The organism is Bacillota bacterium (genome assembly GCA_023511455.1).
In the GTDB taxonomy this organism is placed as follows: domain Bacteria; phylum Armatimonadota; class HRBIN16; order HRBIN16; family HRBIN16; genus HRBIN16.
This window is the reverse complement of the sequence record JAIMBJ010000001.1, coordinates 23775-48736: the sequence shown is the minus strand read 5'-3', so window position 1 is coordinate 48736 and position 24962 is coordinate 23775. Positions and strand designations below refer to the sequence as shown.

The following is a 24962-nucleotide window of genomic DNA, read 5'->3' as shown; positions in this document are numbered from 1 at the left end:
ATGGACTGGCTGCACGAGATTTTAGAGGGCAAGCTGCTCGTTTCCGACGGGGCAATGGGTACCATGCTTCAGTCGATGGGACTGACGGCAGGGCAATGTCCGGAATCATGGAACCTGAACCACCCCGAAAAGGTGCAGCAGGTGCATCGTGCCTATCTGGAAGCGGGGGCGCAGCTGCTGACCACCAACAGTTTCGGCGGCAACCGCCTCCGCCTGATGGCTCACAACGTGAACGGGCACGAGTTGCTGAAGGAAATCAATCGGCGGGCAGTGGAGCTGGCACGCGAAGTAGCAGGCGACTCGGCAGCCGTCATGGCATCCGTGGGACCCACAGGAGAGCTGCTGGAACCGCTGGGCGACCTGAGCGAGGAGCAGGCTTTTGAGGTCTTCAGCGAGCAGATGGCTGCGCTTCAGGAAGGCGGCGCAGACACGGTGATTCTGGAAACCTTTATGGCTCTCGAAGAGATTGTGGTTGCCCTCCGAGCGGCGAAATCGCTGGGCTTGAAAGCGATTGCCTGCATGAGTTTTGGCGCTGGCGAACGCACCATGATGGGAGTCACCCCCGAGCAGGCTGCAACCACCTTGATGCAGGAAGGCGCAGCGGTTGTGGGGGCAAACTGCAGCACCGGCGCACAGGAGATGGTTCCGGTCATTCGGCGCATGCGTGCCGCCGTGCCCATACCGCTTATCGCTCAACCCAACGCCGGAATGCCTGTGCTGGAAGAGGGTAAAGCGGTATATACCCAGAAGCCCGAGGAGATGGCGGAGTTCGTGCCGCAGTTCGTGGAAGCGGGAGCCAGCATTATCGGGTCGTGTTGTGGTTCCACCCCGGAATTCACCCGCGCTATCGTCGCTGCGCTGAATCGCCTGCGCTAAACCCGTAATTCTGACAGCGCAGCACATCGCATCAAATGCCGACGATTCTGACAGGGACTGCAGCTGCGTCCTTCCGGGGGCAACATGGTGAAGCTATTAGCACGTCTCTCCCTGCGCAGAAGACTGTTCATCGGCGTCTTATTGTGTATGGCGGCGGCACTGGGATTGCATACCGCTATCGCCTATCACCAGATGGTTGCGGCTTTACACCAGGCGGGCGTGCCGCACGACATGGTGCTGCAGATTGCCCGGCGGATTCTGACGCAATCCTTGCTGCCCACTCTGTTGGCGAGCCTCGGGGTCGCCGCACTGGCAACGATGTGGCTGATATATCCGGTGGTGAAGCTCATTCGGCGTCTGATCGCCGCCGCCCACGCCATCGCCAGCGGTCACTTCAGCCACCGGGTGACAGCCTCACGCTGGGCGCCCTATGATTTCCACCTGCTTGCAGACAGCTTCAATATGATGGCTGCCCAGCTGGAGCAATACGCTTTGACACAAAAACAGCAGCAGCAAGAGCTGCAACGGCGCAATGAACTGCTGGAGCGCCTTTCAGTAACCGATGCCCTGACACAGGTGGGCAACCACCGGGCGTTTCAGGAGAATCTGCACTCGCAGATTAGCCTCGCCTGCCGCAAAGGACTACCGCTCTGCCTGATGCTTATCGACGTGGACCACTTCAAACAGTATAACGATACGTATGGTCACCTGCAGGGCGATGCAGTGTTGCACGAGGTGGCACGCCTTATCTCCGAAAACATCCGCGCTTATGACTTCGTAGCCCGTTATGGTGGAGAGGAATTCGCGGTGATTCTGCCGGATACAGAAATAGATACTGCACTGAACGTTGCCGAGCGCATTCGGCAGGTCATCGCTCAGCACCCGTTTCCCAACCGCGCGGTGACCGTGAGTATCGGAGTGGCAGGCTGGTGCAGCGGGGTGGATTCCAGCCACCTGATTCAGCAGGCGGATAGCGCGCTGTATGAGGCGAAACGTCTCGGGCGTAACCGGGTATGCGTCGCCCCAACGGACAAGCAGGATGAACAGGCGGCTTAGTATTGACCTTCCTCTATACATACCGCACGGACAAGAGATAGCCTTCGGGAGGTGGCAAATTGATAGGCGTTGGCGTTGTGGGCTACGGCTATGCGGGACGTGTTTTCCACTGTCCACTCATTACCCAGATTGAAGGCTTGCGTCTGGTAGCGGTCTCGTCGCGGGATGCGCAACGCCGCGAACAGGCGCGCCAGCAGTGGAATGTGCGCACCTACGCGCAACCCGAAGAACTTCTGTCAGACGAACAGGTTCAGCTGGTGGTCATCGCCACCCCACACCATACCCACCATGCGCTCGGCAAGATGGCTTTGCAGGCGGGCAAGCATGTGGTGATAGACAAACCCTTCACCATTACCACTGCCGAAGCGGATGACCTTATCCACGAAGCGTGGAAGCGCAACCTCCTGTTGAGCGTCTTTCACAACCGCCGATGGGATTGGGACTACCTGACCGTGCGCAAGGTGATGGAAGAAGGCTTGCTGGGTGAGATATGGCAGGTGGAAAGCTGCGTCGGGCGTTACGGACATTCCAGTCGCTGGCGTTCCCAACGCGAATCGATGGGTTCTCTGCTCCACGACTGGGGAGCGCACCTCATAGACCAGGCGATTCAGCTGATGGGATTGCCCACGCAGGTGATGGCGTGGCGACATTTCCGCATGTGGCAGAGCGACGTTGAGAGCTTCATCCGCGCGGTGCTGGATTACGGCGACGGGCGCACCTTTACTGTGGAAGTGAACTACCTCCGCGCCGCCGAACGTCCCCGCTGGTATGTGCTGGGCGACCGCGGCGGGCTGGTGAAGTATGGTTTGGACCCGCAAGAGGAAGCTTTACGAACCGGGAACATCGGCGCGACAGTGGAACCGCCTCAACATCGGGCACGGGTGTGGTTGCATCAGGAAGAACAGGTCACCGAGCGCACCATAGACAGCGAGCGCGGCGACTGGAGCGAGTACTACCGCAACATCGCGGGGGTGCTGTTGCGCGGCGAGAAACTGGCTGTCCAACCCGAACAGGCGCGAGAGGTCATCCGTGTCATCGAAGCAGCCCTGCAGTCCGCCGAAACCTCACAGCCTGTTCGCCTTTCGTAGTGCACGCACCCCACCGGGATGACAGGCAGGTCCGGGTTTGATACCCCATCCCCCATTGCATTCCAATGTCGACCAAGGGTATACTTTATGTCAGGATTAGAATAGCTAGAGGTTAAACAGTGAGCACCTGCATCCAACAGAGAGAAACGCGAAGATCCCCGTCTACCGGGTGGGAGATAGAGAGGCTCATTGGCAACACGCCGCTCATCCGTTTGCGGCGGGTAACACGGTCACTACCGCAGGGAGTGCAGGTGTTCATCAAAGCGGAATGGTTCAATCCGGGCGGCTCGGTGAAAGACCGTCCCGCATGGAACATGATTCGCGTAGCCGAGCAGGAAGGCTTGCTGACGCCGGACAAAATCCTTATCGACGCCACTTCGGGCAATACGGGCATCGCCTATGCGATGATCGGGGCGGCGCGCGGCTACCGGGTGCAGCTGTGCCTGCCTGCAAACGCCAATGCGGAGCGGAAACGGATGCTGCGCGCCTTCGGGGCGGAGTTAATCCTCACCGACCCGCGGGAGCAAACGGATGGTGCCATCCGTAAGGTGCAGCAAATGGTGGAAGCCGAGCCAGAGCGATACTTCTATCCCGACCAGTATAACAACCCCGCGAACTGGCAGGCGCACTATCAGACGACAGGCGTCGAGATTTGGGAGCAGACGCAGGGCGAGGTCACGCACTTCGTGGCGGGGTTGGGCACCAGCGGCACGATGATGGGCACAGGGCGACGTCTGAAGGAGTACTATCCGGGTATCCGGCTCGTTGCGGTGCAACCGGATAGCCCGTTTCACGGTTTGGAGGGGCTGAAACATCTGGAAACCGCTCTGGTGCCGGGGATTTATGACCCTGCTGTGCCGGATGAAATCATGGAGGTGTCCACCGAGCAGGCTCACGCAATGGCGCGCCAGCTTGCCCGCGAGGAGGGGCTGTTTGTGGGCATCTCTGCAGGGGCAGCGGTATGTTGTGCGCTCCGAGTGGCAGAGCGGATTTCCTGTGGCACAGTGGTCGCGCTAGCGCCAGATGGAGGCAGTCGCTATATCACAGACCCACTGTGGGAAGAGGAGGAGTGATGCTCTCGCTGAGCGCCGAACAGGCTACTAAGATCCGCCAGCACGCCAGAGCGGAGTACCCCCATGAGTGTTGTGGCGCGTTGCTGGGGCGAGAACTGGGTGGCGACGTGCGCTGGGTGGAGGAGGTTATCCCCATCGTCAACGAGCAGAAAGACAACCGCGAACGACGCTTCCTGATTACGCCGGCGCAGATGATGCAGCTGGAGCGCGAGGCGAAACAGAAATCACTGAAAGTGTTGGGCTTCTACCATTCGCACCCCGACCATCCGGCGCGTCCCAGTGAGTTTGACCGAGAGAACGCCCTGCCCTACTATTCTTATCTCATTATCTCGGTTCAGAAGGGCAAACCTGCCGAAATGCACTGCTGGCGACTGCTGGAAGACCGCAGTGGTTTCGAGCGGGAGCCTACCGAAATACGCGGACTTTGACGAGAGAGGTGAATGGCATGGCAATAACCGTTTTGATACCCAGTGCGCTGCAGTCCTACACCGGTAACCAGAGCGAAGTGCAGGTGCAGGCAGGCACAGTGGGCGAGGCGCTGCAGGCGGTGGTAGAAACCTATCCCGACCTGCGCAAGCACCTGTATAACGAGCAGGGTAAGTTGCGCAGCTTTGTCAATGTGTACCTGGGAGAGGAGGATACCCGCTATCTTCAGGGGCTGGGCACACCGGTCAAGGACGGCGATACGCTGATGATTGTGCCCTCTATTGCGGGGGGTAGCGTGTCGGTGGCGGCTCCGGAAGCAGCACAGCAGGCTTGGCTGGACAACGAGGAGATCCTGCGCTACAGCCGACACCTCATCCTTCCCGACGTGGCGATGGAGGGACAGCTGAAGCTGAAGGCAGCGAAGGTGCTATGTGTCGGCGCGGGGGGGCTGGGCGCACCGCTGTCGCTGTATCTTGCCGCGGCGGGTGTTGGCACCATCGGACTGGTGGATTTCGACGTTGTAGACCTCACCAACCTGCAACGTCAGGTGCTTTACACCACCCCAGATGTAGGGCGCCCCAAGCTGCAGGTGGCTAAAGAGCGTCTGCTGGCGATGAACCCAAACATCTCCGTACAAACTTACGAAACCCGACTTACCCGTGAGAACGCGCTGGAGATATTTGCAGAGTACGACATCATCGTGGATGGCACGGACAACTTCGCCACGCGCTATCTGGTTAACGACGCCTGCGTGCTGCTGGGAAAGCCGAACGTATACGGTTCTATCTTCCGCTTCGAAGGACAGGCTTCGGTCTTTTACGCCAAGGAGGGACCCTGCTACCGCTGTTTGTACCCTGAACCCCCGCCGCCGGGGCTGGTACCCAGCTGTGCGGAAGGCGGAGTGCTGGGCGTGCTGCCCGGCATCATCGGCACCATTCAGGCGATGGAGACCATCAAGCTGATACTGGGACGGGGAGAGCCGCTCATCGGCAGGCTGTTGCTGTTCAATGCCCTCAAGATGCAGTTCCGCGAGCTGAAGCTGCGCAAGAACCCGCAGTGCCCTGTGTGCGGGCCCAACCCGGTCATCCGTGAATTGATCGACTACGAGGAGTTCTGCGGGGTGCGCGGAGAGGAGAGTTCGGGGCCGGTGGATGCCATCGAAGAAATTACTCCCACCGACCTGAAGCGACGACTGGATTCGGGCGAAGACATCTTCCTGCTGGACGTGCGCGAGCCGGTAGAGTGGCAAATCTGCCGTCTGGACGGCGCGGTGCTGATCCCCATGAATACTATTCCCGCCCGGATGCACGAACTCGATTCGGCGCGGGAGATTGTGGTCTACTGCCGCTCTGGCAAGCGCAGCGCACAAATCACCGCGTTTCTGAAGGCGGCAGGTTTCCGAAAGGTGAAAAACCTGCAAGGGGGCATCCTGCAGTGGTCCGATGAAGTCGACCCGACCGTGCCGAAGTATTGATGGCGTTTCCGCTGTAGAAACCTCGGCTTTAGACGACGTTTGTCAACGCCCAATCTCCAGGTGAGCCGCGGGCGGGGCGGAGAATGTCCTGCGCGGGGGGCTTCGCGCTTGAAGTGCCGTTTGGCGGATTTATCGAACACCCCTCTACTGATTTGACAAGCACACTTTACTAAAGTATACTTTAGTAAAGTATACTTTAGTAAACCACATTTGGGAGTAGACCGCCATGCCAGCGAGCGCAGGATTTCTACATCCAGAACCGTTTTTCGACCGAGAGGATGAGCTACGGGCTCTGGAACGAGCCTGGTCACATCCCTCTCAGGGAGGCCAAATGGCGCTGGTTTACGGCAGACGGCGTTTGGGCAAAACATACTTGTTGCAGCGCTTTGTGGCAGGCGAAAACATGCCCAAACCCGCATGCTACTACCTCGCTGAACAGACTACCGCCCCAACACAACGATTGCTGCTGGCTACCCAGCTTCTGGAAAGTTTGGGAGGAACCTCTCTTGCCCCATCTGACCTTGCAGTATCGTGGCAAGCCCTCCTGCATTATGTCTGTGAGCAGTGGAAACGTCGGGAACGTTTCATCCTTATCCTGGATGAATTCCCGTACCTGGCGGAACAATCTCCCGACTTGCCTTCTATCCTTCAGGCATGGTGGGATCGAGAAGGTGCCCACTCGACGGTGATGGTCATTTTAAGCGGCTCTCATCTGTCCATGATGAAGGCACTCGGCGAACCCAATTCTCCCTTGTTTGGCAGGTTCAACGCCGGCATTCTGCAAATAACGCCCTTCCGCTACCACCAAACGGCACTTTTCTACGCAAGCAGCCCGCTTTACGGCGTCGTCGAGAAACTCACAATGTACGGGGTTTTAGGAGGAACACCGCGCTACCATGCGCTGGTAGACACCAGCCAGCCGATGGAAGACGAAATAATTAACCTGCTTTTGCGTCCGGGCAGCCCGCTACGCTACGAGGTAGAATATTTGCTTGGCACTCAGCAAATCCGCGACCCTGCCTCCTACAACGCGGTGCTTGGAGTTATTGCGTCGGGGGAGACACAGTATGGGCGCATTCAGCAACTGAGCGGAACGGGAAACTCTCTCAGCTTCTACCTGCGCACGCTCACGGAGCTAGGATGGATACGGGAGGAGATGCCGTTTGCAGAGGACAGCCGCCGCCGTCTGCTCTACCGCGTTGCTGACCCATTCCTTGCCTTTTGGTACCGTTTCATTGCGCCCCACAAAAGCCTGCTGGAGTTTTCTGACCCTGTTTTTGTGTATGAGACGCGAATGAGGCCCTACTTGCCCGTCTATATGGGACAGATTTTTGAACAGATATGCCTGCAGTGGCTGCAAACATACTGCCCAAACCGCTTTCACGTCCACATACTTCAGGCGAGCAGGTATTGGAGCCGCGACGGACGGACAGAAATTGATATCGTCGCCGACCTGTCAGATGGGAGACGCCTTTTTGCGGAGTGCAAATGGAATCTCGGTCGGCCAGCAGGAGCAGACGTTCTTGTGGACCTGAAGGCAAAGGTGCAGACCGTCCCGCACCTTTTGCAGCACAAACGCGCCGTGTACGCCATCTTCGCAATAGGTGGCTTTTCCCCTGAGCTGTACGCTACGGCACAAAGCGTGCCCGATGAAGTTTGGCTGATCGATCAAACGTCCCTCTTACCAAATACCAGTATCGCCAGCGCCAGCACGACCGCGATATATCCGAACACATAGCCGATTTCCCACCCGCTTGGCGGGCTCTCGAAAGCCTGAAACCGCTGGCTGGCTAACATCCGCTCAGGCACGATGACCATCATCTCTTCCAGCACCCATCGGCGCAGGTGATTCATCGGCACCACCCATCGCACGTTGTTTGCCACGTTCAGCAACGTTTCAATATCGAACACGATACCGAACTCGCGCATCGGTTTTTCCGACCATGCCACCCCCGCGGCGATGATGGACAGCGCAATTGTCAAACCCATCGAGGCGAAGGTGGAGAAAAACAGCGTCAGCGTGCCAAACAGCACGGGATACAACAACACCACCAGCGGAGCACGCCATGTCTCCAGATAGCTTTTGCCCATCATCAGGCGAACAGACACGTACAGAAGAACCGTCCAGAATAAGGTGTTGACCAGCGCGAACACCAGCACGCCAATCCATTTGCCCAGCACTACCTGATAGCGATGCACTGGCTTGTACAGGATGGCGTAGAGCATCCCCCGCTCGATCTCCAGCGCAATCGCCCCCGAGGCCAGCGTCATCGCCATCACCGAGCCGAAGAACTTCACTACGTCCAGCCCCAAAATTAGCGTGATGCGGGGAACCACGCTCTGCACAATCGGGTCGTTCGGGCGCACCGAAGCCCCCAGCTTAGCCACAAACACAAACCCAACTACCGCCAGCGAAGCCAGCAAAGAGGCTATCCAGAGACGCCGACGCAGGGTCTCTTTCAGGGTCAAGGAAGCTATCAGATAGACTGCCCTCACTTCGTCTCTTCCACCACCCGCACGAACAGGTCTTCGAGGCTCTCGCGACGTGGCACAAAGCGCATGATGTCTCCGCCTGCCTCCACAATGCACCGCGCCAGCGCAGGGATATCCTCGTCGCTCTGCACTTCCGCCGTGAAGCGGGTACCGTCCTGCGACAGCACCGACGACATCGCACGCACAGCCTGCATGACACGCTCCGATGGAACGCACAGCTCCACGTCCACAACGGGATGTACCTGCAGCAACATGTCCAGGTGTCCCTGCCGCTGTACCTTGCCGCCGCGCAGGATTGCCACCTCATCGCACACCATCTCCACTTCCGACAGCAGATGCGAGTTCAAGAAGACCGTTTTGCCTTGCGATTTGAGGTGCAGGATGAGGTCGCGTACGTCTCGCCTGCCCAGCGGGTCCAGAGCAGAGGTCGGTTCGTCCAGAATAATGAGGTCAGGGTCGTGCAGGATAGCCTGTGCGATGCCCAGGCGCTGTTGCATCCCTTTGGAGAACTCGCGCACCCGCGAACGCGCCCGCTCGGACAACCCTACCTGCTCCAGTACCTCCGGCACACGCCGGGCAAGCAACTGCCGGTCCATTCCAGCCAGCCTGCCGTGAAACCAGAGTAACTCCTCTGCCGAGAGCAGCTCATGAAACTGGAACTTTTCCGGCAGGAAGCCGATGCGCCTGCGCACGCCCATATTCGAAATAGGACTCCCAAAGATGCGGAAGGAGCCAGAGGTGGGATAGACATTACCCAGCAGCATCATGATGGTGGTGGTCTTGCCTGCGCCGTTCGGACCGAGGAAACCGAACACACACCCCTGCGGCACTTTCAGGTCGAGCGAGTCCACTGCAACCACCACTTGCTTCCTCAGTCGGGAACGATATATCTTGCGCAGATGATGGGTTTCTATCGCGTACTGCGTCATACCGTCTGCTTCCACGCCTTCACTCTATTCAAAAAGAACCACGCGCCCACAATCAGCGCGGCAATGGTAACCAGCCCCTGCATTTCCAGAGGCAGCAGCATGAAGACAAAGCTCAACACGGTCAACACCGCCATCACCGTCAGCCAGGCCCGCAACACCTTTTGCACCACCTGCTCTTGAGCCGCCCATTCCTTGAGCGCGGCAAAAGTCTCTATGGGGCTGCCGCACTGGATACACCGCCTGGCTTCGCCGGGGTTCTCCGCACCGCACATCGGACAGAGGACCAGCTTGCGCTGGGCATAGGCTTGCTCGCGCTTCCACGACTGCAGCTTGCCCCTTTCCAATCGCGAGAGCGCAGGCGAACTCTCCACCGCATATTCCAGATGCTCGATGGCTTCGTCTAACCTGCCCAACTTGTACAGCTTCTCCGCCAGAACGACTCGGGCGAGATGGTTTTCGGGGTCTGCGGCAAGAACGTCTCGTGCGCGATACATCTCCTCTTCATCCATCTTTCTCAGCGCACGACGATTGAACATCTCCCCCAGCCAGGGCATTATGGCTACCCCTGAGACCAGCAGCATCAATGCCATGAACGCCAGCCACGCACTGCCGCTCACCAGCAGCAGCCCCATCAGACCGATATACGTGCATAACAGTACCGCCAGCTCCCCGCCTGCGATACTGCCCTCAATCCACCAGCCAATGAAGCGATACACGGGGAACGCTGCCAGCAATGCGCCCAGTATGAAAAGCATCAGCCCTTCGCCAACGCCCATTTCGGTTAGACCTCTATATGAACCAGCTTTGCTCCCGCTTGCTCGTCCTCCTCGTCCCACAATATCTCGACACCGTCGTCGGGCAACGGTTGCCCCGCGTTCTCCAGCTGGATGAGATGGTTCCGCAACAGTTCATTCAGCAGTTCTACCGCCGTTTCCTCGCTCTCGCCGTGCGCCATCAAACCGGGCACCGCAGGCAGTATCGCCACATAACCCTGCGGGTGGTCTGGTTCCACAATGGCACGATAGCTCCTGCCGAACGTCTTCATCGCTTTTCCACCCTCACCGCGTTCTCCCCACTGTTGCCGTTAACCTCAGGCAGGTACATGCCGAACGCCTGCACCGGTCGGGCGCGCACCTGCCCCGGACGCTCCGCCCGCAAAATATAGGTAATCACGCTCTTGCCTTTGGGAATGCGCTCGCACAGATATGCCACCCGGTCATCTCTCACCTCCCGGCGCGAATACCAGTATCTCCAGTCGTACTTGTCCGCCGTGCGTTCCACGAACTCAAAGCCGGAGGGTTTGGGGTCATCGATGACGCCGTAATAGACATCGGTAGCGCAGTGGATAACCAGTTTCACCACCAGCTGCTCGCCGGGGCGGAAGACGCCCTTCGCGGGCTGCAATGTCCACAGATACTCCGATTCGTCGCTGTAACGGCGTAGCAGCCGCCTGCGCTCCTCAGGCGTGAGCTGGCGAGGCACACGCTTGAGATAGGTTCGTTCCACCCGCAGCTGTTGCGCTGTCGCCTGCACACGTTCAGTCGGCTCGAAGTAACGCACCATCACCGACGCCACCACCGCGCCTTCCCCCTCATGCTCGATACGCAGCACATTGTTTCCATCGCGCAGCTGGCGGGTCGGTATCTCTATCGTGTCCTCCGGGCGCAGCCAGTCTTCCGCCCCGTATTGCAGCTCCCTGACCACGCTGTCGTTCAGCACCACCTGCACCCGATGTGTGCCCTTCACTACCTGAGGCATTCTTTGGGCATACTCCACCAGCGCCATGATGACCTGCGCGGTGTCGTTGGTGGATAGCCAGTATTCGCCCTGTCGCTTCTCCGCAAGCCAGCGCAGTGCCTTCGGCAGTAAGGGGTGTCGCGGGTCGTTCCGCACCATCACCCGCGCGACCCATGCGGTAGCGTAGGTATCCTGAGCGTACCACAGCCATTCCACCTGACGATTCATCTGAGGAGTGGCTTCGCGCCAAAAGGCGGTGGTGGACGTCTGGATGACACGGGCGAGAATCTCTTCGTACAGCCGTTTTGCCTGCGCCGGTAAGTTCGCCTGTTGCAAACCCATCAACAGCGCACACTGCGATGACGTGTTCAGATACCGTCGCGCTTCGTACAGACGCAGCAACGGCTTCTGAGCCCAGCGGGGCGAGATTCGCGCCGCCGTTGCCAGCGCATGAGCCTTCTCGTTGAGACGATGCATCCACTGCGCCATCAGCAGTTCCTGCTTTGGTTTTGGTAGTCCCTTCAGATTGGGGGGCTGGGATGGCGTCGCTGAGATGAGCCGGAACAAGGCGTTGGTACCCCGCTGGACGCGCTCCTCCGAGACCGTAAAACCTGCCTCTTTCGCCTCTCGCAGCGCATCCAGTGCCAACGCAGTCCACAAAACATTATCCGTGGAGTGCTCCGTGTATCCCCAACTTCCTGACCCGTACTGCATTGCGCTGAGGCGAATAATGCCTCTGCGCACCGCTTCCTGTGCCTTCTGGCGGCGTTCCGCATCCTGTACGCCCAGCGCGTCCATGACCTCGAGCACCCGCAGCGCGCTGAGCATGGGATGCACCGTTTGCTCCACACAGCCGTAGGGGTAGGTCAATATCTCATCCAGCGCACCCACCGCCGCGCCAAACCATGACGGAGCCACCCGCACGACCGCTTTCAGGCTACCCGGAACGCGCTGGGCTGCCAGACGAAACTGCTTCTCCACCGCTTGTTCCACTACCGAAGCCGAAGCGAAAACACGAGGTACTCCCCGGGGGTATACTGGAACCTTCAGCTCCATGCCGTCGAATTCGTCCGTCGAACGGGCGGTGAGAGTGAAAACTGCCTCTCCCGCCGAATCCGCGGCTACCGTCCATTCCACACTCGCCTGTCCCTGCGGCGGCAGGGTCAACCGTCTGCTCTGTCCTTCCGCGATGCGCACCGAACCACCAACCTGCAGGGAGACCTGCACCTCCTGAGGCTTCCCGGTATAGTTATGCACCACACCTGCGATGATGGAACGGTCGCCCTGCGTCAGGAAACGCGGTGTCTGCAGGCGTACCAGCAGAGGCTTGAAGGTCTTGGCATAGCTGCGTACCATGCCGACGGCGGTATCGGCGGTAATCGCCCGCGCCGTTGCCCGCCACTCGGTGAGGTTTTCGGGCATCCGGAACCGTACCCGCGCTTCTCCGTTGCTATCGGTCACAATCGCGGGGTTCCAGAACGCGGTATCCTCAAAGCGTCGACGGACCTGTTCGTCTCTCTTATACGCCAATTCCTTCGCCGCCCCTGCCGCATACTCTCTGCCGAAAGAAACAGCGGTATTCACTGCGTTGGGCGTCGCACCCCAGAAGAACTTGCGAATGTCTGGTGTGTAGTCGGGCACGATAGCGTAGATGGCTTCGTCCACCACGCCCAGAGCCACCTCCGCCGATACCGGTTTGCCTTCATCGTCGCGCGTGCGGATGGTATACACCGCTTCTTCATCGGGAAGGTAACGCTCTTTATCCGGCACCACTTCCACCCGAAGCAGCTTGCCCTTTGGGGCTACTCGAAGCAGTTTCTGCACGCGGATGAGGCTCTTGCGGTTGACAAGGTTCGCTGATACAAAAGCGTTTGGCGCGTGTTGCCATTCTGTAGGCAGCTCTACCACCCCAACACCGTTGCGCAACCGCACCACGCGCGAGTCGAACACCTTACGCCCCTCTACGGTAAACCACACTTCCGCGTCGGGCACAGAGGAACGTATCAACACCTTCGCAGCCTGTCCGGGCAGGTAGTTCCTGCGATCCAGCGAAAGATCCAGCGTCTGACGCGCGCCCAGTTCCTCGCCTCCATACGAAGAGGTGTACGCCCCGACGCGATACTCACTGCGCGTACTCCGCCCCTGTGCGTCCACCGCTGATGCCCGCAGCAGATACTCGCCTTCACGCGGCGCGGTGAACTCCACGCTGGCAATCCCCCGTGCGTCGGTGCGCACCGTGCGGCTCCACAGCAAAACCTCCTCGTGCTTCCATTGCGCTCGCTGAACACGGAACCACCGTATGCGATACGCCGCCACTTTGACCACCGTGCTTAACGGCTGTTTGGTGCGCGAATGGGTGGCGCGGATCTCGAACTTGGTCGTTTGTCCTGGCTGCAGCCACCATGCCTCCGACCGCCAGTCCAGCCGCACTGCTGCCGGATATACATCCACGGATGCCGATGCCTCTTCGGTGCGGAAGGTCAGGTCGGTTACTTCCACTTCCAGTGCGTAGCTGCAGGGTTCGGCGTGCGCCCGTGCGGGTATACGGATAATGGCGTTGCCCTGGGCGTCGGTGGTGGTTTCTCCCTGCGTCAGCAGTTCACCGTAGCCACCGTATACCTCCCCTTCATCCTCTTCCGTCCCGTACAGTTCGCGGTAGTCGTCCTCTTGCTCCCACCAGCTCCAGTCCCACAGGTAGCGTTTGTAAAGGTAGTAGCGTACCCGAGCCTGAGTTACCGGCGCACCAAAATAGTACTCCGCATGAAGACGGAAGGTTACCGTTTCACCGCGAATGTACACCTGCTGCGCGGGTTCTACTTTCACCCGGAACTCCGGCTTCCGGTACTCCTGTACCTCAAAACCACCGGCGTACTCCGATACCTCCACCGGCTCCATGACGCCTGCGCGCAGGTAAACTACCCTGAAAGAGTACCCTCCCAGAGGTGTCTCCTCGGGCAGGGTAAACTCGCCGGCGAAGGTTCCCTGCGCGCTTACAGGCAGGGTTTGCTCCGCTATCGGTTTGCTTTCTGGGTCCAGGAGACTGACTTTTGCCTCGCTGATTTGGGGTACGCGGTAGTCGTTCTCGACGCGCTCACGCACAATGCCCTTCAAATACACCTTCTGACCCGGGCGATACACCGGACGGTCGGTGAACAGGTAGTGCGTATAAGGAGACGCTTCGCCCCGCGAGATGTAGGTCGCAGCACGATGCTGCCCTTTGAACGCCCACACCATGGCGGCTTCACCGATACCCGGACAGGGCGGGAGCTCAGCGATGCCATCGAGGCTGGTGGTGGCTTGAGCCACAGGTTTGTTCTCTCTCCAGTAAAGCGCCACGGTCGCCCCCGCCACGCCTCTGCCGTCCTGGAGACGCACCACGCGCACCACGGTGTTGCCTGCCGGACCGTATTTGACTACCAGCCCGATATCCGATACCCACAGCAGGCTCGCCCGGGAGTTGCCCCGTCCATCGACGGCGGTGACGACATACATGCCCGCGGGCAGACGGGGTAAACGCACTTCTCGCGCATGGTACAACCGCTGCGCAGAGGGAGGCTTGAGCAGAACCATTTGGGGAGCACCAACGGGCTTGCCTTTCAGAGCCAGTGGGCTGACCTGATTCAGGTGGTATCGCGCCACCTTGTTCTCGTCGACCCGATACGCCTGAATCACCAAGCGGTGCGTACCCGCACCCGATACGGTAATCAGAGGCTGTTCGTCGGTGGTGAACACCCGTTGAGGCGCATAGGCATCCCAGTATCCCTGCGCCTTGCCAGAAACGCACATTACTGCCAGCAGCAGCACCTGCCAAACCAGCTTCATGGCAGTGACACCCTCCTTGTTGCAGGCGATTTTACTCCCCGCTATCTTTACATTCCCTTTGCGGCACCGGGCTCCTGCAACGGGCGGCTACCCGTCCGCTTTGTTCTGCTTCGCCTGGTTTCTCTCCATGCGCTTCACCACGCTGATGGTGAGAAAATACAGGAATACCATTGGCAGTGCCATCACCATCAGCGACAGAGGGTCGTTGGTTGGCGTCACAATAGCCGCCAGAGCGAAGATGATGACGATGGCATGACGCCAATAAGCCAGCAGGCGCGTGGAAGTAACCAGTCCCAGCTTCGCCAGAACAATCAGCACGATAGGCAGCTGGAAGGAAAGCCCGAACGCGAGCAAAATCTTTACTGCCAGCAGCACGTAGCTGAGGGGGTTTTGAAGGAGGGTAGCGTTGCCGTAATCGGCGAGGTAGGACAGAAACCAGCGGATAGCCGCCGGCAAGAACAAATAGCCCAGCACCACACCCATCACGAACAGGAGACCAGAGAACGGGATGAACATCTTCACGACACGACGCTCGCTGCGGGTCAAACCGGGCGCAACGAACGCCCATATCTGGTAGGTGACGTAGGGTGCGGCGAAAATGAGCCCTACCACAAACGAGAGTTTCAAACGCAAAAAGAAGGGGTCTGCGAAGTGCAGGAACACCGTCCTTCCCTGAACTTTGCGTAAAGGCTCTTCCAGAGGCAGAGAAACCAGATGATAGACGGCAGGAAACAGAATATAGCCTGCCACCCAACCGACGAAGATAGCAAACAACGACCGGACGATGCGCGTGCGCAGCTCTTCCAGATGCTCGGTCAAGTCGGCGGGACGGTCTTCTATCTCCTTCTCCTCAAGTTCGGGCTGCTCTACTTCAGCGGTTGCACTGCTGTTCATACTCACCTCATCCAGCGACCTCTTCCGGGTCGATACCCAGTTCGCGCAGACGTTGCGCCAGCCGTTCTGCACGCCGACGCGCCTGATCCGCCTCCTGCTGCAACTGTTCTGCTTGAATGCGCGCCTGCTCCGCCTCCTGTTGTGCCTGCGTTGCCCGATGACGCTCTTCTTCAACACGGCGGCGCAGCTCTGTATAGGTTAAAAACCGCTCCCCGTCTGGACGATAGGCGACCAGCTGTCCCTCCTCCAGCGTGAAACACACGCCGAGGCGCGGGCTGGTCCAGCCGTCCGGGTTCGGTATCGGGTGGAGCGCGCCTTCCTTGCGTATCCAGCCGTCCAGTATCCCTCTGTCCGGGTCATACAGGTAGTACTCTTCCACCCCATACTGCTGGTAGAACAGGAACTTCTCTATCAGGTCGGAGGGGCGGTTGCTTGGCGAGAGCACCTCGAACACCACCTGCGGCGCGAGACCGTCCTCCTCCCACTGCTTGTAGGATGGGCGGTGTCCTTTCGGACGCCCGAACGCCACCATCACGTCGGGAGCGGTGCGGATTTCGGGATGCCCTTCCACCGGATACCAGAACAGGTCTGCCGCCACGAACACATCTTCTCTGTCCGCAAACAGTGCGCTCAGGTTGTCGTACAGGTACACGATGCTTTCCAGCTGCCTGGTATTATCCGCCATCGGCTTGCCATCGCTTTCCGGATAGACAATCTTTTTTGTCGCTACCTGTTGTACCGCCATTTCCATCACCGTTGGTATTATACCAGTTTGTGCGCCCGCTTGCAGGAGGTTTCTCTCATTATAACAGAAACGGGCGGAGTGTCTCTATCTGGCTCCGCCCGTCAACGGAAGGGAAAGCTCCCCCTTACTGCTGAAGCAGCTGCACCGACTGCACCACTTTCAGCTTCAACGGCGCCTGCTCCCGAGCCTGCAGGCCACCAGCACGCGGCACACCCGGCAGTCCGGGTAAGCCACCTCGCGCCATCCGTCCCCCGGTGCCAGGGGCGGGGCCCATCATCGGCACACCGGGAACACCAGGGATGCCAGGCGGCGCACCGTAGGCCGTGCCGCCACGTCGTCCACCCGCGGCGGCTCCCGGAGGCATTCCCGGTACGCCGGGAACTCCTGGTGCGCCACGTCTACGTCCAGCCATTCCCGAGCGGTCATCATCCATGCCACCGACAAAGCCGCCCATCGGCGCACCGTAGCCAGGCATGGGTCCGCCCATCATCGGCGCGCCGCCAGCCGCGCGTGGGCCACCCATTATCGGCCCACCATAGCCGGGTATCGTACCGCCCATCATCGGTGCGCCTGGCATCCCGCCCAATCCGGCGAGGCGCCCCGGCTGCACACCGGTGGGTACCTGTCCCTCAATCTCCACGGTGGTCTCAGTGCGCACCAGCCGCCCCGCGTTAAAGGCGAACCACAGCGTCCTGTCCAGCTTCACTTTCGGATTCTGCAGCACGTAGTTGCTGAACTCCAGTGTGCCGGACAGTGTGCCCTCGTACGTCTGGCGTATCCTCACGGTGGGATAGCCACCTTCCCACTCCACGCCTTCCAGTTTGTTCTGCGCCAGCACCTTGCGTGCCCGCTCCACTGGCATGTCGGGCAGCAGGATATGGGCAAATGATGTCCACGTATCGCCCGGCTTGACGCGCAGTTCGGGCAGAACGGGCAGAACCATCACGCGGAAGACGTAGGGGTCGTTGGTGGTGTCCACGTTCTGGTAGACGACGTTGCCCAGCGGAGTCACAAACTGCAACACCGCGCGGAACATCTCCTCGCCCAGTGTGTACACTGGCTGATTGTACGCCAGAACCTGTTGCTTGTTCGCCCGCTGGCGGATGATAAAGGTGTTGCCCCGAACGTCGTAGGCGAACAGGTTGAAGAAGGTATCGGCTTCATAGGCTACCTGCTCACCGGTAACTCCACCGGTAATCTCTGCGCCTGTCTGCCCTGCCAGCAGAATCACTTCGTCGTGCTGTTTGTAGTTGACGTTTTCACCCAGCCGGAAGCGATACTGCAGACGAGCGCCTATCGCTGGCAGACTAATCCCTTCGCGGTTTGCTACCTGCACGCGAACCTCGGCGCGGTCTATTGCCTTGCCTTCGGGATCATATAGCACCACCGTGATGGTGTGCTCGCCATCCTGAATCGGCTCTGTTTTCTGGGTCGAGGGGTCCAGTATGGGCATCTTGGTGTCCCAGATGTAGCGCAGGCGAGGTTCCTTATCGTCCTGTCGGGGCGCCAGCGATGTGTGGAATCTGCCGTCAATGTAAATGCCGACAAAACCACCCTGTGGAATGCTGGCACGCGGCACTTCGATACGCACCTTCTCACGAACGATCGCGCCATCCGCCGGACGCAGGATGTTGAAAGGCGTCCCCTGAGCCAGTGCAAGCGCCGTCACGCCGAGTAGCGCAATCACCGTCGCCAGTGCGGCTCTCCATGCGGAATAGTTGGGCATTTGCGTTCCCTCCCGGTTGTTCTCTCACAAAGAATACATCATCGCTGCACAGGGATAGCGACCTCTGCACTCTTCTTTTGGACGCCGAACACCCCTGAAAGGTTACAGCGTCTGTTTTTTTATCTTTCGCGCAGGCAGGTGGATGTTCCTGCTACGCCGTTTTCGGCATGGTAATAGCAGGTGGCTTCAGGTACATGGGCACAAGGGTTAATGGATTGTCGCGATGTCCACGCTCCAGCAACTTCGTGCCCAGCTGTCCCAGTGTCTCCGCGCGAGGATGCTTGATAGGCGCAAGACACACCGGGTAATCTGCCAGCGCGTGCACAAACTCAGCAGGCACTTCCCCTGTAACAATTACGTCGTTGGCGATATAGGGCAGGAGCGCACTGTGCAACGTTTCGGCAGTATACACTGCCCGCTCTACCACCGGTTGCGGTATCGGTGAACCGCCTTCATAGATGGCAGCGTACACCTCTCCGCGACGTGCGGGGATGACCGCACATATCAGGTGGTGCGGGATGAATGTATATTCCGCCGCAAGGATGTCCAGACTGCATACCCCAACTATTGGCCTGGCGTAGACCTGCGCGAAGGTCTTGGCGGTCATCACGCCCACGCGCGTGCCGGTAAACGAGCCTGGTCCCAAACCTGTGGCAAAGGCGTCCACCTCTCCGATTTGCCATCCTGCGGTGTGTAACAGGTGGTCGATGAGCGGCATCAGACGGGTGGAGAGCTGCATCCTGTGCGCGAAGGCAAAAGCTGCCGCTACCTCACCGTCTTGCACCGCAGCGATGCTACAGATGTCACCCGTTGTCTCTAAAGCCAGCAGTCGCAATAGCCTCCTCCAGCTGCTGTACGCGTTGCTCGTAGCGTTCGCCGTATGCGCGGATGGTGATTCGCCGATGCTCATCCGCGCCTCCCTCCAGCAATATTTCCAGCCGCTCTTCAGGGAGAGCGTCTGCGATGTGTTCGCCCCACTCAATCGCGAAAACCCCACCCCGTGCGAAGTATTCCTGCAACCCAAGGTCCGCCGCCTGCTCCGCCCCTTCCAGCCGATAGGCATCCGCGTGGAAGAAAGGCAAACGCCCCCGATGCTCGCGGATGAGCGTGAAGGTAGGGCTGAGGACGGGCTCGCGCACGCCCAGCCCCGAGGCAATGCCCTGCGCCAGCGTGGTTTTGCCCGCGCCCAGATCCCCCCTCAGCCAGATGACATCGCCCGGTTGCAGCACTTGCGCCAGCGCTTCGCCCAGCCGCCGCGTCTCTTCCGCACTATGGGTCGACAAACTGAACGACATCGCACTCAATCACGCCAGTCCGCCACGAAGATGTTGGTCTCTCCTGGTCTCTTGCTGTTTCGGTTCGAAGCCCAGATGAGCTTCTTCCCATCCCGCGAGAACATGGGGAAGCCGTCAAACTCGGGCGTATAGGTGATGCGTTTCAAGCCCGTTCCATCCACGTTGATGATATACAGGTCAAACTCGCGTCCACGCGGGTCCTCGTGGTTGGACGAGAAGATGATGCGCTTGTTGTCGGGATGCATGAACGGAGCCCAGTTCGCCCCTCCGAGTCGCGTTACCTGCCTCTTACCCGTGCCGTCCGAGCGCATCACCCAGACTTCCAGATTCATGGGGCGAATGGCACGCTCCTTCAGCAATGCCTTGTAGTCCGCTATCTCTTCAGGGGTGCGCGGGCGGCTTGCCCGCCAGACGATGTATTTGCCATCCCACGAGTAGAACGGTCCACCATCGTAACCCAGCTCGTTCGTCAGTCGCTTGACCTTGCCGGTTCGCAGGTCCATTTCGTAGAGGTCTAGGTCACCGTCCCTGTCGGAGGTAAACAGCACCCTCTTGCCATCCGGCGAGAAGGAGGCTTCGGCGTTGTAGCCCTCACCGTCGGTAATCGCTTTGCGGTTGGAGCCGTCGGCGTTTGCAATGTAGATGCGGTACGGATAAAGCCCCCATACGTATCCTTTGGAACGGTCGGGCGGCGGGGGTGGTTCATCTGACCACCAGTCGGTACTACTATACAGTATTTTTTTGCCGTCCGGCGAGAAGAAACCGCAGGTGCACCGTCCTTTGCCCGACGAGACCAGCCGCACGTCCGAGCCGTCCGGATTCATCGTGAACATCTGGTCTGCTTTGAAAGGCGGTCGGGTGGACTGGAAGATGATTTTCTTTCCGTCAAACGAGAAGTACGCCTCGGCGTTCTCGCCGCCGTCGGTCAACTGCTGTACATTTGCCAGATGCGTTTCACGCGGGTCATGCAATATGCGCGGCGACGACGTGGGCGGTTGCGCCCCGCGCAAGCTTACCGCTGCCGCGACCCCGATGATGAACAGCCAAAGAAACGCTCGCATGAGATGCTCCTCCTAGGTAGCACGTATGTCAGGACCTCCGCAGTAGAACCTCCGCTTGTGTCCATCTCAAGACGGAGCGCCATGAAAGCATCTGCAACTTGCGTCCTCGCTTGGTCTGTGGAACGTCCCGAACCAGTGAGTATTTCGCTACAGCTGCGAGATTTTCCTGCTGGATGTTGATGGAAGGGTCTTTACCACAGAGGAAGCGGAGAGCATAGAGATGGGTTCTCTCCATGCTCTCCGTACGTTCGGTGGTTACGCCGCGCGGGGCAACGAGGTCGTCTCCTGCCTTTCAGCGGCTTCGCGCAGGCGGTCCAGTCCTGCCACTATCTCTTTGCTGATGCCGCGTACCTGCTCCAGCAACCGCTCTGCCTGCGCTCGGTCGTTGCGGTCGATGCAGTCCACAATCTGTCGCGCGGTCTGGTGCAGCTTCTCGTGCGGCGGCTCAATCGCGCGAAACTCGGGCAGGTTGCCGAACTGTGTCTCACCCACCGAATAATACCATTGTCCCAGCGCGCAGTTGCGGTGCGATACCAGCTCCTCGCGCGGGATGCGCACACCGCGGTAGATGAGGTTCTCCAAACGTTCCACCCACTTCAGGTGCGCTTTTTTGAAAATCTCCACCTTGTCACCGAGATGCCTGGCTTCCTCTGCATTCAGAATGAACCGCCCCATCGAGAAGCGCAGTTTGTCAATCAGTCCCCCGAGCGCTTGCATCTCGTGAGCAATCTCAGTTGCCACCTGTCGGGTAGACTCGATGGCGTTGGTGCTGGATGCCAGCATCTCTTCTGCAGCGGCGCTCGACTCCTGCGCAATGGCGGCGATGTGCTCGATCTCGCTGAGCATCTGCTGGGCGTTCTGCTGTACCCGCTGCACGGAAGAGGCAGATTGCTCCACCTGCTGGACGATCGATTCAACAGACTGCAGAATCGCACTTAGCCCCTGCCCGACCTCCAGCGACTGTCTGACGCCGTCGGTTACTGCGGCGAGGTTGGCGTCCATCGCTTGCGCAGCGTTCTCTGCCTGCTGTGTGACCTCCCGAATAATCTGGCGGATTTCCTGCGTGGCTTGCGCGGATTGTTCCGCCAAACGGCGTACCTCATCCGCCACCACCGCGAAACCGCGTCCATGCTCTCCTGCACGGGCCGCCTCTATCGCCGCATTCAACGCCAAGAGGTTGGTCTGCCCGGCAATCTCCTCAATGGTGCCAAGGATGCCGCCGATGCGTGCGGACATCTGTACCAGCTGCTGCAGCTGTTCCGCCAGCTGGCGTGTATCTTGCTCAAGCCGCTCCATCGCTTGCTTGGAGCGCGACAGTCCCTCGCGTCCTTGCACAGCTACCACGCCCACCTCTTGCGCGGCGTGTTGCGCGTCATTCAACTGCTCTGCCATACGACCGATATCCTCCACAATCGCGCTGACGCCTTCCACTCCGCGTGACGCCGAAAGCGCGGTGGACTCCGCACCTTTAGCTACCTCGTGTACCGCTCTCTGCAGCTGCTCCAGCATTTCCACCACCGTGTCGCCGGAGAAGTTGCTACCGTCCACGCTAACCAGCGCGTTCATCAATTCGCCCACCTTCTTCACGCCGTCGACCACCTCGCGCGAGATAGTGCGCCCCTCGGCTATCACTTGCGCTAACGACCTTACCGCAGTGTCAAATTGTGTCAGCAAGGTCTGTTCTCCCTGACGTTGCGAAGAGGACAGCTGGTGAGACAAATCACCACGTGATACGGCGTCCAGTGCGTCAAACAGCATGGACATTTGCTGCGAGGTCCATTCCATTTTCTCGGTTCGGTCTGCGTTCTGCTCGATGTGCGTGGTCGACATTTCTATACGCAAGCGCCTCACCAGCTCCAGCAGGTACGAGTCGGTCACCGCCTGCATGTCGTAGTTGAACACCTTGAAAATAGCCTCTTCGGCACGGGCGCGGAAGGCAGGTTTCCAGCGAAAGTCGCGGTGCAGGTACTTGCGCACCAGACGCTGGTAGAGGACGTAACTACCCACATACCACTTCTGAGGAAGGTCTATGACCGCATGCACATAACCGATGCGCAGCCTTCTCTCAAAGTAGTCTATACCGAATTGACCACTGCCTGCCGCTTCGTCAAAGATGTCGCGGAAGTATTGAGATTGTGTCTTTTCCAGGCTCTGGCGCAGCTCCTCCAGTGTGACGCCTTTCTTCTGTGCGTAACGCTCGAAGAACGCGCGGGTGGGAGCAAAGGCAAACTGCGCATCGTAGAACTCTTTGGCTATAGCGCCGGCAACGCGCTCTGCCCAGGGCTGCAGCTTCCTCAGGATACGCACGTCCTCTTCCGCCAGGCCCACAAACTCCTTCCTCAGGTTCAGGTTGGCCTCGTTGATGTGCATGAAAGCGCACAGGTTTTCCATTTTGTCTTCTCACCCCCATGCGATGAAGGTTCACGGGTCACGCGGTAAAGAGAGGGCTTCACACGTCCTGCCTGCGAACAGCGAGACACGGTTTTCGGTTCGCTGGTGGTTTGCTGTTCCGATAGCAATCGCAACCAGGCACACCCCTCCCGCGACGTGTAACGCTCACGACCTCTCAGCTGCATGACCCCTACCAGATATTATCGGAATCCTCTGAGAAGTTTAGCAGGGTGAAATTGTGAAGGAAGCAGAGGATGGACAATTTTCGTCGCACAGGGCACGGTTCGCTGTGTAGATAGACGATTTCGATAGCCAATCTATTCCTTCTCTGTCTCCGGACTGCCGCAGAAGGCGGGCTGAGGCGCTTCCTCCTCCCCTTCCCAGAGATTCTTGCTCAGTTTCACATCGCGGGGCACGGGGATAGGATACCTGCCGTCGAAGCAGGCAAGGCAGAAATGATGACGCTTCATCCGCACCGCCCGCAGCATCCCGTCGATGCTGAGGTATCCCAGCGAGGTCGCGCCTATCATTTCGCGTATCTCTTCCACGCTGTGCGAGGCGGCAACCAGTTCCTCGCGCGTCGCCATGTCGATACCGTAGAAACACGGATAACGAATGGGAGGCGAGGTGATTCGCACATGCACCTCCTTCGCGCCTGCCTCAAAAAGCATCCGCACAATCTTGCCGGTGGTGGTTCCGCGCACGATGCTGTCGTCCACCATCACCAGTTTGCGCCCGGAGATGACCTCGCGCAAGGGGTTCAGCTTGATTTTCACCCCCAGTTCGCGCATGCGCTGGTCGGGCTGGATGAAGGTGCGCTGGATGTAGCGGTTTTTAATCAGCCCTTCGGCATACGGGATACCGCTGGCTTGCGCAAAACCGAGCGCGGCGGGGATGCCGGTATCAGGGATGGGGATGACCACCTGCGCGCCTGGCGCAGGGTGTTCGCGCGCGAGCTCCTGCCCCATACGCCGGCGCACTTCGTGCAGAGTACGGTTGTAGATGTGGCTGTCGGGGCGGGCAAAGTAGATGAATTCGAACATACACAGGCTGTACCGTTGTAGAGGCACCGCCTGCTCCTCGCGCAAGCCGTTTTCGTCGATGACCAGCACCTCGCCCGGCTCAATCTCGCGCACGAAATCTGCCCCCACCACGTTCAGAGCGCAGGTCTCTGAGGCAATCACGTGATGACCGTTAATGCGCCCCAGACATAGCGGTCGCACGCCGTAGGGGTCACGGGCGGCAATCAGGTGATTGGGAGTGAGGATGACCAGACTGTACGCGCCTGCAATCTGTTGCATCACGCGACGCATGGCTTCCACAGGGTCGCGAAACTCTGCCAGCTCCGTGGCAAGCAGGCGGGCGATGATTTCGCTGTCGTTCGTGCTGTGGAAGTGCACCCCTGCCTCCTGCAGGCGCAGGCGAAGCGGGGAAGCGTTCACCAGGTTGCCGTTATGCGCCACCGCCAGCGTGCCGATAGGCGATTCGCACATCACGGGCTGAGCATTGCGCAACACGCTGGAACCCGTAGTGGAATACCGCGTGTGCCCGATAGCGATGTGACCGCGCAGGTAGCCAAGCGTCTCCTCGTCGAAAACCTGCGAGACCAGCCCCATCTCCTTATGCACCAGCACGCGCTCGCCATCCGAGACGGCAATGCCCGCGCTCTCCTGCCCGCGATGCTGTAGCGCATACAATCCGAAGAAGGTGATACGCGCCACATCTTCCCCCGGCGCGTAGATGCCGAACACACCGCATTCTTCGCGCGGACGGTCAAACAAACCCTTATCAGCGCCCATTGGTCACCATCCCGAAACCCGGCTCCGACACCCATAATGGTATCAACAAACGGCGGTCGAAAGCAAGTCTTGCGGAT

20 protein-coding genes are annotated in these 24962 nt (G+C 59.4%); 7 read left to right on the top strand and 13 right to left on the bottom strand.

The window, feature by feature from the left end; genetic code table 11:
• The 7 genes from K6U75_00190 (at position 1) to K6U75_00160 (ending at position 7731) form a co-directional block, all read left to right on the top strand.
• Positions 1 to 876 (top strand): homocysteine S-methyltransferase family protein, encoded by an 876-nt coding sequence (locus tag K6U75_00190; GenBank protein ID MCL6473457.1) that lies wholly within the window; start codon positions 1 to 3, stop codon positions 874 to 876.
• An 84-nt stretch (positions 877 to 960) separates the two neighbouring features.
• The gene (locus tag K6U75_00185; GenBank protein ID MCL6473456.1) at positions 961 to 1932 is read left to right on the top strand and encodes a GGDEF domain-containing protein; all 972 of its coding nucleotides are present in this window, start codon (positions 961 to 963) and stop codon (positions 1930 to 1932) included.
• 59 nt (positions 1933 to 1991) lie between these two features.
• Positions 1992 to 3020, top strand: coding sequence for a Gfo/Idh/MocA family oxidoreductase (locus tag K6U75_00180; GenBank protein MCL6473455.1), 1029 nt, complete (start codon positions 1992 to 1994; stop codon positions 3018 to 3020).
• A 131-nt stretch (positions 3021 to 3151) separates the two neighbouring features.
• The gene (locus K6U75_00175; GenBank protein MCL6473454.1) at positions 3152 to 4093 is read left to right on the top strand and encodes a cysteine synthase family protein; all 942 of its coding nucleotides are present in this window, start codon (positions 3152 to 3154) and stop codon (positions 4091 to 4093) included.
• On the top strand, positions 4093 to 4521 hold the full coding sequence (locus K6U75_00170) for a M67 family metallopeptidase (protein ID MCL6473453.1): 429 nt from the start codon (positions 4093 to 4095) through the stop codon (positions 4519 to 4521). Before K6U75_00175 ends, K6U75_00170 begins: the two co-directional genes overlap by 1 nt.
• Positions 4522 to 4538: 17 nt before the next feature.
• Entirely contained in the window at positions 4539 to 5993 is a 1455-nt protein-coding gene (gene moeB, locus K6U75_00165; GenBank protein MCL6473452.1) for a molybdopterin-synthase adenylyltransferase MoeB, read from the top strand.
• Between the two features lie 226 nt (positions 5994 to 6219).
• On the top strand, positions 6220 to 7731 hold the full coding sequence (locus K6U75_00160; GenBank protein MCL6473451.1) for an ATP-binding protein: 1512 nt from the start codon (positions 6220 to 6222) through the stop codon (positions 7729 to 7731).
• Here the strand turns inward: K6U75_00160 and K6U75_00155 are convergent.
• The 13 genes from K6U75_00155 to purF all read right to left on the bottom strand — a co-directional run bounded on the left by K6U75_00155 (position 7662) and on the right by purF (position 24885).
• Positions 7662 to 8489: an ABC transporter permease gene (locus K6U75_00155; protein MCL6473450.1), complete on the bottom strand. Its 828-nt coding sequence runs from the start codon at positions 8487 to 8489 to the stop codon at positions 7662 to 7664. The two genes, K6U75_00160 and K6U75_00155, sit on opposite strands and share 70 nt — an antisense overlap.
• Positions 8486 to 9415: an ABC transporter ATP-binding protein gene (locus K6U75_00150; protein MCL6473449.1), complete on the bottom strand. Its 930-nt coding sequence runs from the start codon at positions 9413 to 9415 to the stop codon at positions 8486 to 8488. The genes K6U75_00155 and K6U75_00150 overlap by 4 nt, the downstream gene beginning before the upstream one ends.
• Positions 9412 to 10191 carry a zinc-ribbon domain-containing protein gene (locus tag K6U75_00145; GenBank protein ID MCL6473448.1) on the bottom strand — a complete coding sequence of 260 codons (780 nt, stop codon included), beginning with the start codon at positions 10189 to 10191 and terminating at the stop codon, positions 9412 to 9414. The genes K6U75_00150 and K6U75_00145 overlap by 4 nt, the downstream gene beginning before the upstream one ends.
• A 5-nt stretch (positions 10192 to 10196) precedes the next feature.
• Positions 10197 to 10460 (bottom strand): type II toxin-antitoxin system HicB family antitoxin, encoded by a 264-nt coding sequence (locus K6U75_00140; GenBank protein ID MCL6473447.1) that lies wholly within the window; start codon positions 10458 to 10460, stop codon positions 10197 to 10199.
• Positions 10457 to 14974 carry a hypothetical protein gene (locus K6U75_00135; GenBank protein ID MCL6473446.1) on the bottom strand — a complete coding sequence of 1506 codons (4518 nt, stop codon included), beginning with the start codon at positions 14972 to 14974 and terminating at the stop codon, positions 10457 to 10459. Before K6U75_00135 ends, K6U75_00140 begins: the two co-directional genes overlap by 4 nt.
• A gap of 87 nt (positions 14975 to 15061) precedes the next feature.
• Positions 15062 to 15868, bottom strand: coding sequence for a twin-arginine translocase subunit TatC (tatC, locus tag K6U75_00130; GenBank protein ID MCL6473445.1), 807 nt, complete (start codon positions 15866 to 15868; stop codon positions 15062 to 15064).
• Between the two features lie 7 nt (positions 15869 to 15875).
• Positions 15876 to 16613, bottom strand: a complete 738-nt coding sequence (locus K6U75_00125; protein MCL6473444.1) for a Uma2 family endonuclease — start codon at positions 16611 to 16613, stop codon at positions 15876 to 15878.
• A gap of 124 nt (positions 16614 to 16737) precedes the next feature.
• Positions 16738 to 18339 (bottom strand): hypothetical protein, encoded by a 1602-nt coding sequence (locus tag K6U75_00120; GenBank protein MCL6473443.1) that lies wholly within the window; start codon positions 18337 to 18339, stop codon positions 16738 to 16740.
• Between the two features lie 151 nt (positions 18340 to 18490).
• Positions 18491 to 19174 carry a tRNA (adenosine(37)-N6)-threonylcarbamoyltransferase complex dimerization subunit type 1 TsaB gene (gene tsaB, locus K6U75_00115; protein ID MCL6473442.1) on the bottom strand — a complete coding sequence of 228 codons (684 nt, stop codon included), beginning with the start codon at positions 19172 to 19174 and terminating at the stop codon, positions 18491 to 18493.
• Positions 19143 to 19634: a tRNA (adenosine(37)-N6)-threonylcarbamoyltransferase complex ATPase subunit type 1 TsaE gene (gene tsaE, locus K6U75_00110; protein ID MCL6473441.1), complete on the bottom strand. Its 492-nt coding sequence runs from the start codon at positions 19632 to 19634 to the stop codon at positions 19143 to 19145. Before tsaE ends, tsaB begins: the two co-directional genes overlap by 32 nt.
• Positions 19635 to 19639: 5 nt before the next feature.
• Positions 19640 to 20695, bottom strand: coding sequence for a hypothetical protein (locus K6U75_00105; GenBank protein MCL6473440.1), 1056 nt, complete (start codon positions 20693 to 20695; stop codon positions 19640 to 19642).
• 255 nt (positions 20696 to 20950) lie between these two features.
• Positions 20951 to 23086, bottom strand: coding sequence for a CZB domain-containing protein (locus tag K6U75_00100; GenBank protein MCL6473439.1), 2136 nt, complete (start codon positions 23084 to 23086; stop codon positions 20951 to 20953).
• Positions 23087 to 23403: 317 nt separating this feature from the next.
• Positions 23404 to 24885: an amidophosphoribosyltransferase gene (gene purF / locus K6U75_00095; GenBank protein ID MCL6473438.1), complete on the bottom strand. Its 1482-nt coding sequence runs from the start codon at positions 24883 to 24885 to the stop codon at positions 23404 to 23406.
• Positions 24886 to 24962 lie beyond the last annotated feature (77 nt).

What these genes read in the sequence shown, in the direction of transcription:
- K6U75_00150 (MCL6473449.1), bottom strand. Translation starts at nt 9,415, where the DNA reads ATGACGCAGTACGCGATAGAAACCCATCATCTGCGCAAGATATATCGT.
- K6U75_00170 (MCL6473453.1), top strand. Translation starts at nt 4,093, where the DNA reads ATGCTCTCGCTGAGCGCCGAACAGGCTACTAAGATCCGCCAGCACGCC.
- K6U75_00100 (MCL6473439.1), bottom strand. Translation starts at nt 23,086, where the DNA reads ATGGAAAACCTGTGCGCTTTCATGCACATCAACGAGGCCAACCTGAAC.
- tsaE (MCL6473441.1), bottom strand. Translation starts at nt 19,634, where the DNA reads ATGTCGTTCAGTTTGTCGACCCATAGTGCGGAAGAGACGCGGCGGCTG.
- K6U75_00140 (MCL6473447.1), bottom strand. Translation starts at nt 10,460, where the DNA reads ATGAAGACGTTCGGCAGGAGCTATCGTGCCATTGTGGAACCAGACCAC.
- tatC (MCL6473445.1), bottom strand. Translation starts at nt 15,868, where the DNA reads ATGAACAGCAGTGCAACCGCTGAAGTAGAGCAGCCCGAACTTGAGGAG.
- moeB (MCL6473452.1), top strand. Translation starts at nt 4,539, where the DNA reads ATGGCAATAACCGTTTTGATACCCAGTGCGCTGCAGTCCTACACCGGT.
- purF (MCL6473438.1), bottom strand. Translation starts at nt 24,885, where the DNA reads ATGGGCGCTGATAAGGGTTTGTTTGACCGTCCGCGCGAAGAATGCGGT.
- K6U75_00190 (MCL6473457.1), top strand. Translation starts at nt 1, where the DNA reads ATGGACTGGCTGCACGAGATTTTAGAGGGCAAGCTGCTCGTTTCCGAC.
- K6U75_00125 (MCL6473444.1), bottom strand. Translation starts at nt 16,613, where the DNA reads ATGGCGGTACAACAGGTAGCGACAAAAAAGATTGTCTATCCGGAAAGC.
- K6U75_00185 (MCL6473456.1), top strand. Translation starts at nt 961, where the DNA reads ATGGTGAAGCTATTAGCACGTCTCTCCCTGCGCAGAAGACTGTTCATC.
- K6U75_00120 (MCL6473443.1), bottom strand. Translation starts at nt 18,339, where the DNA reads ATGCCCAACTATTCCGCATGGAGAGCCGCACTGGCGACGGTGATTGCG.
- K6U75_00145 (MCL6473448.1), bottom strand. Translation starts at nt 10,191, where the DNA reads ATGGGCGTTGGCGAAGGGCTGATGCTTTTCATACTGGGCGCATTGCTG.
- K6U75_00160 (MCL6473451.1), top strand. Translation starts at nt 6,220, where the DNA reads ATGCCAGCGAGCGCAGGATTTCTACATCCAGAACCGTTTTTCGACCGA.
- K6U75_00105 (MCL6473440.1), bottom strand. Translation starts at nt 20,695, where the DNA reads ATGCGAGCGTTTCTTTGGCTGTTCATCATCGGGGTCGCGGCAGCGGTA.
- K6U75_00135 (MCL6473446.1), bottom strand. Translation starts at nt 14,974, where the DNA reads ATGAAGCTGGTTTGGCAGGTGCTGCTGCTGGCAGTAATGTGCGTTTCT.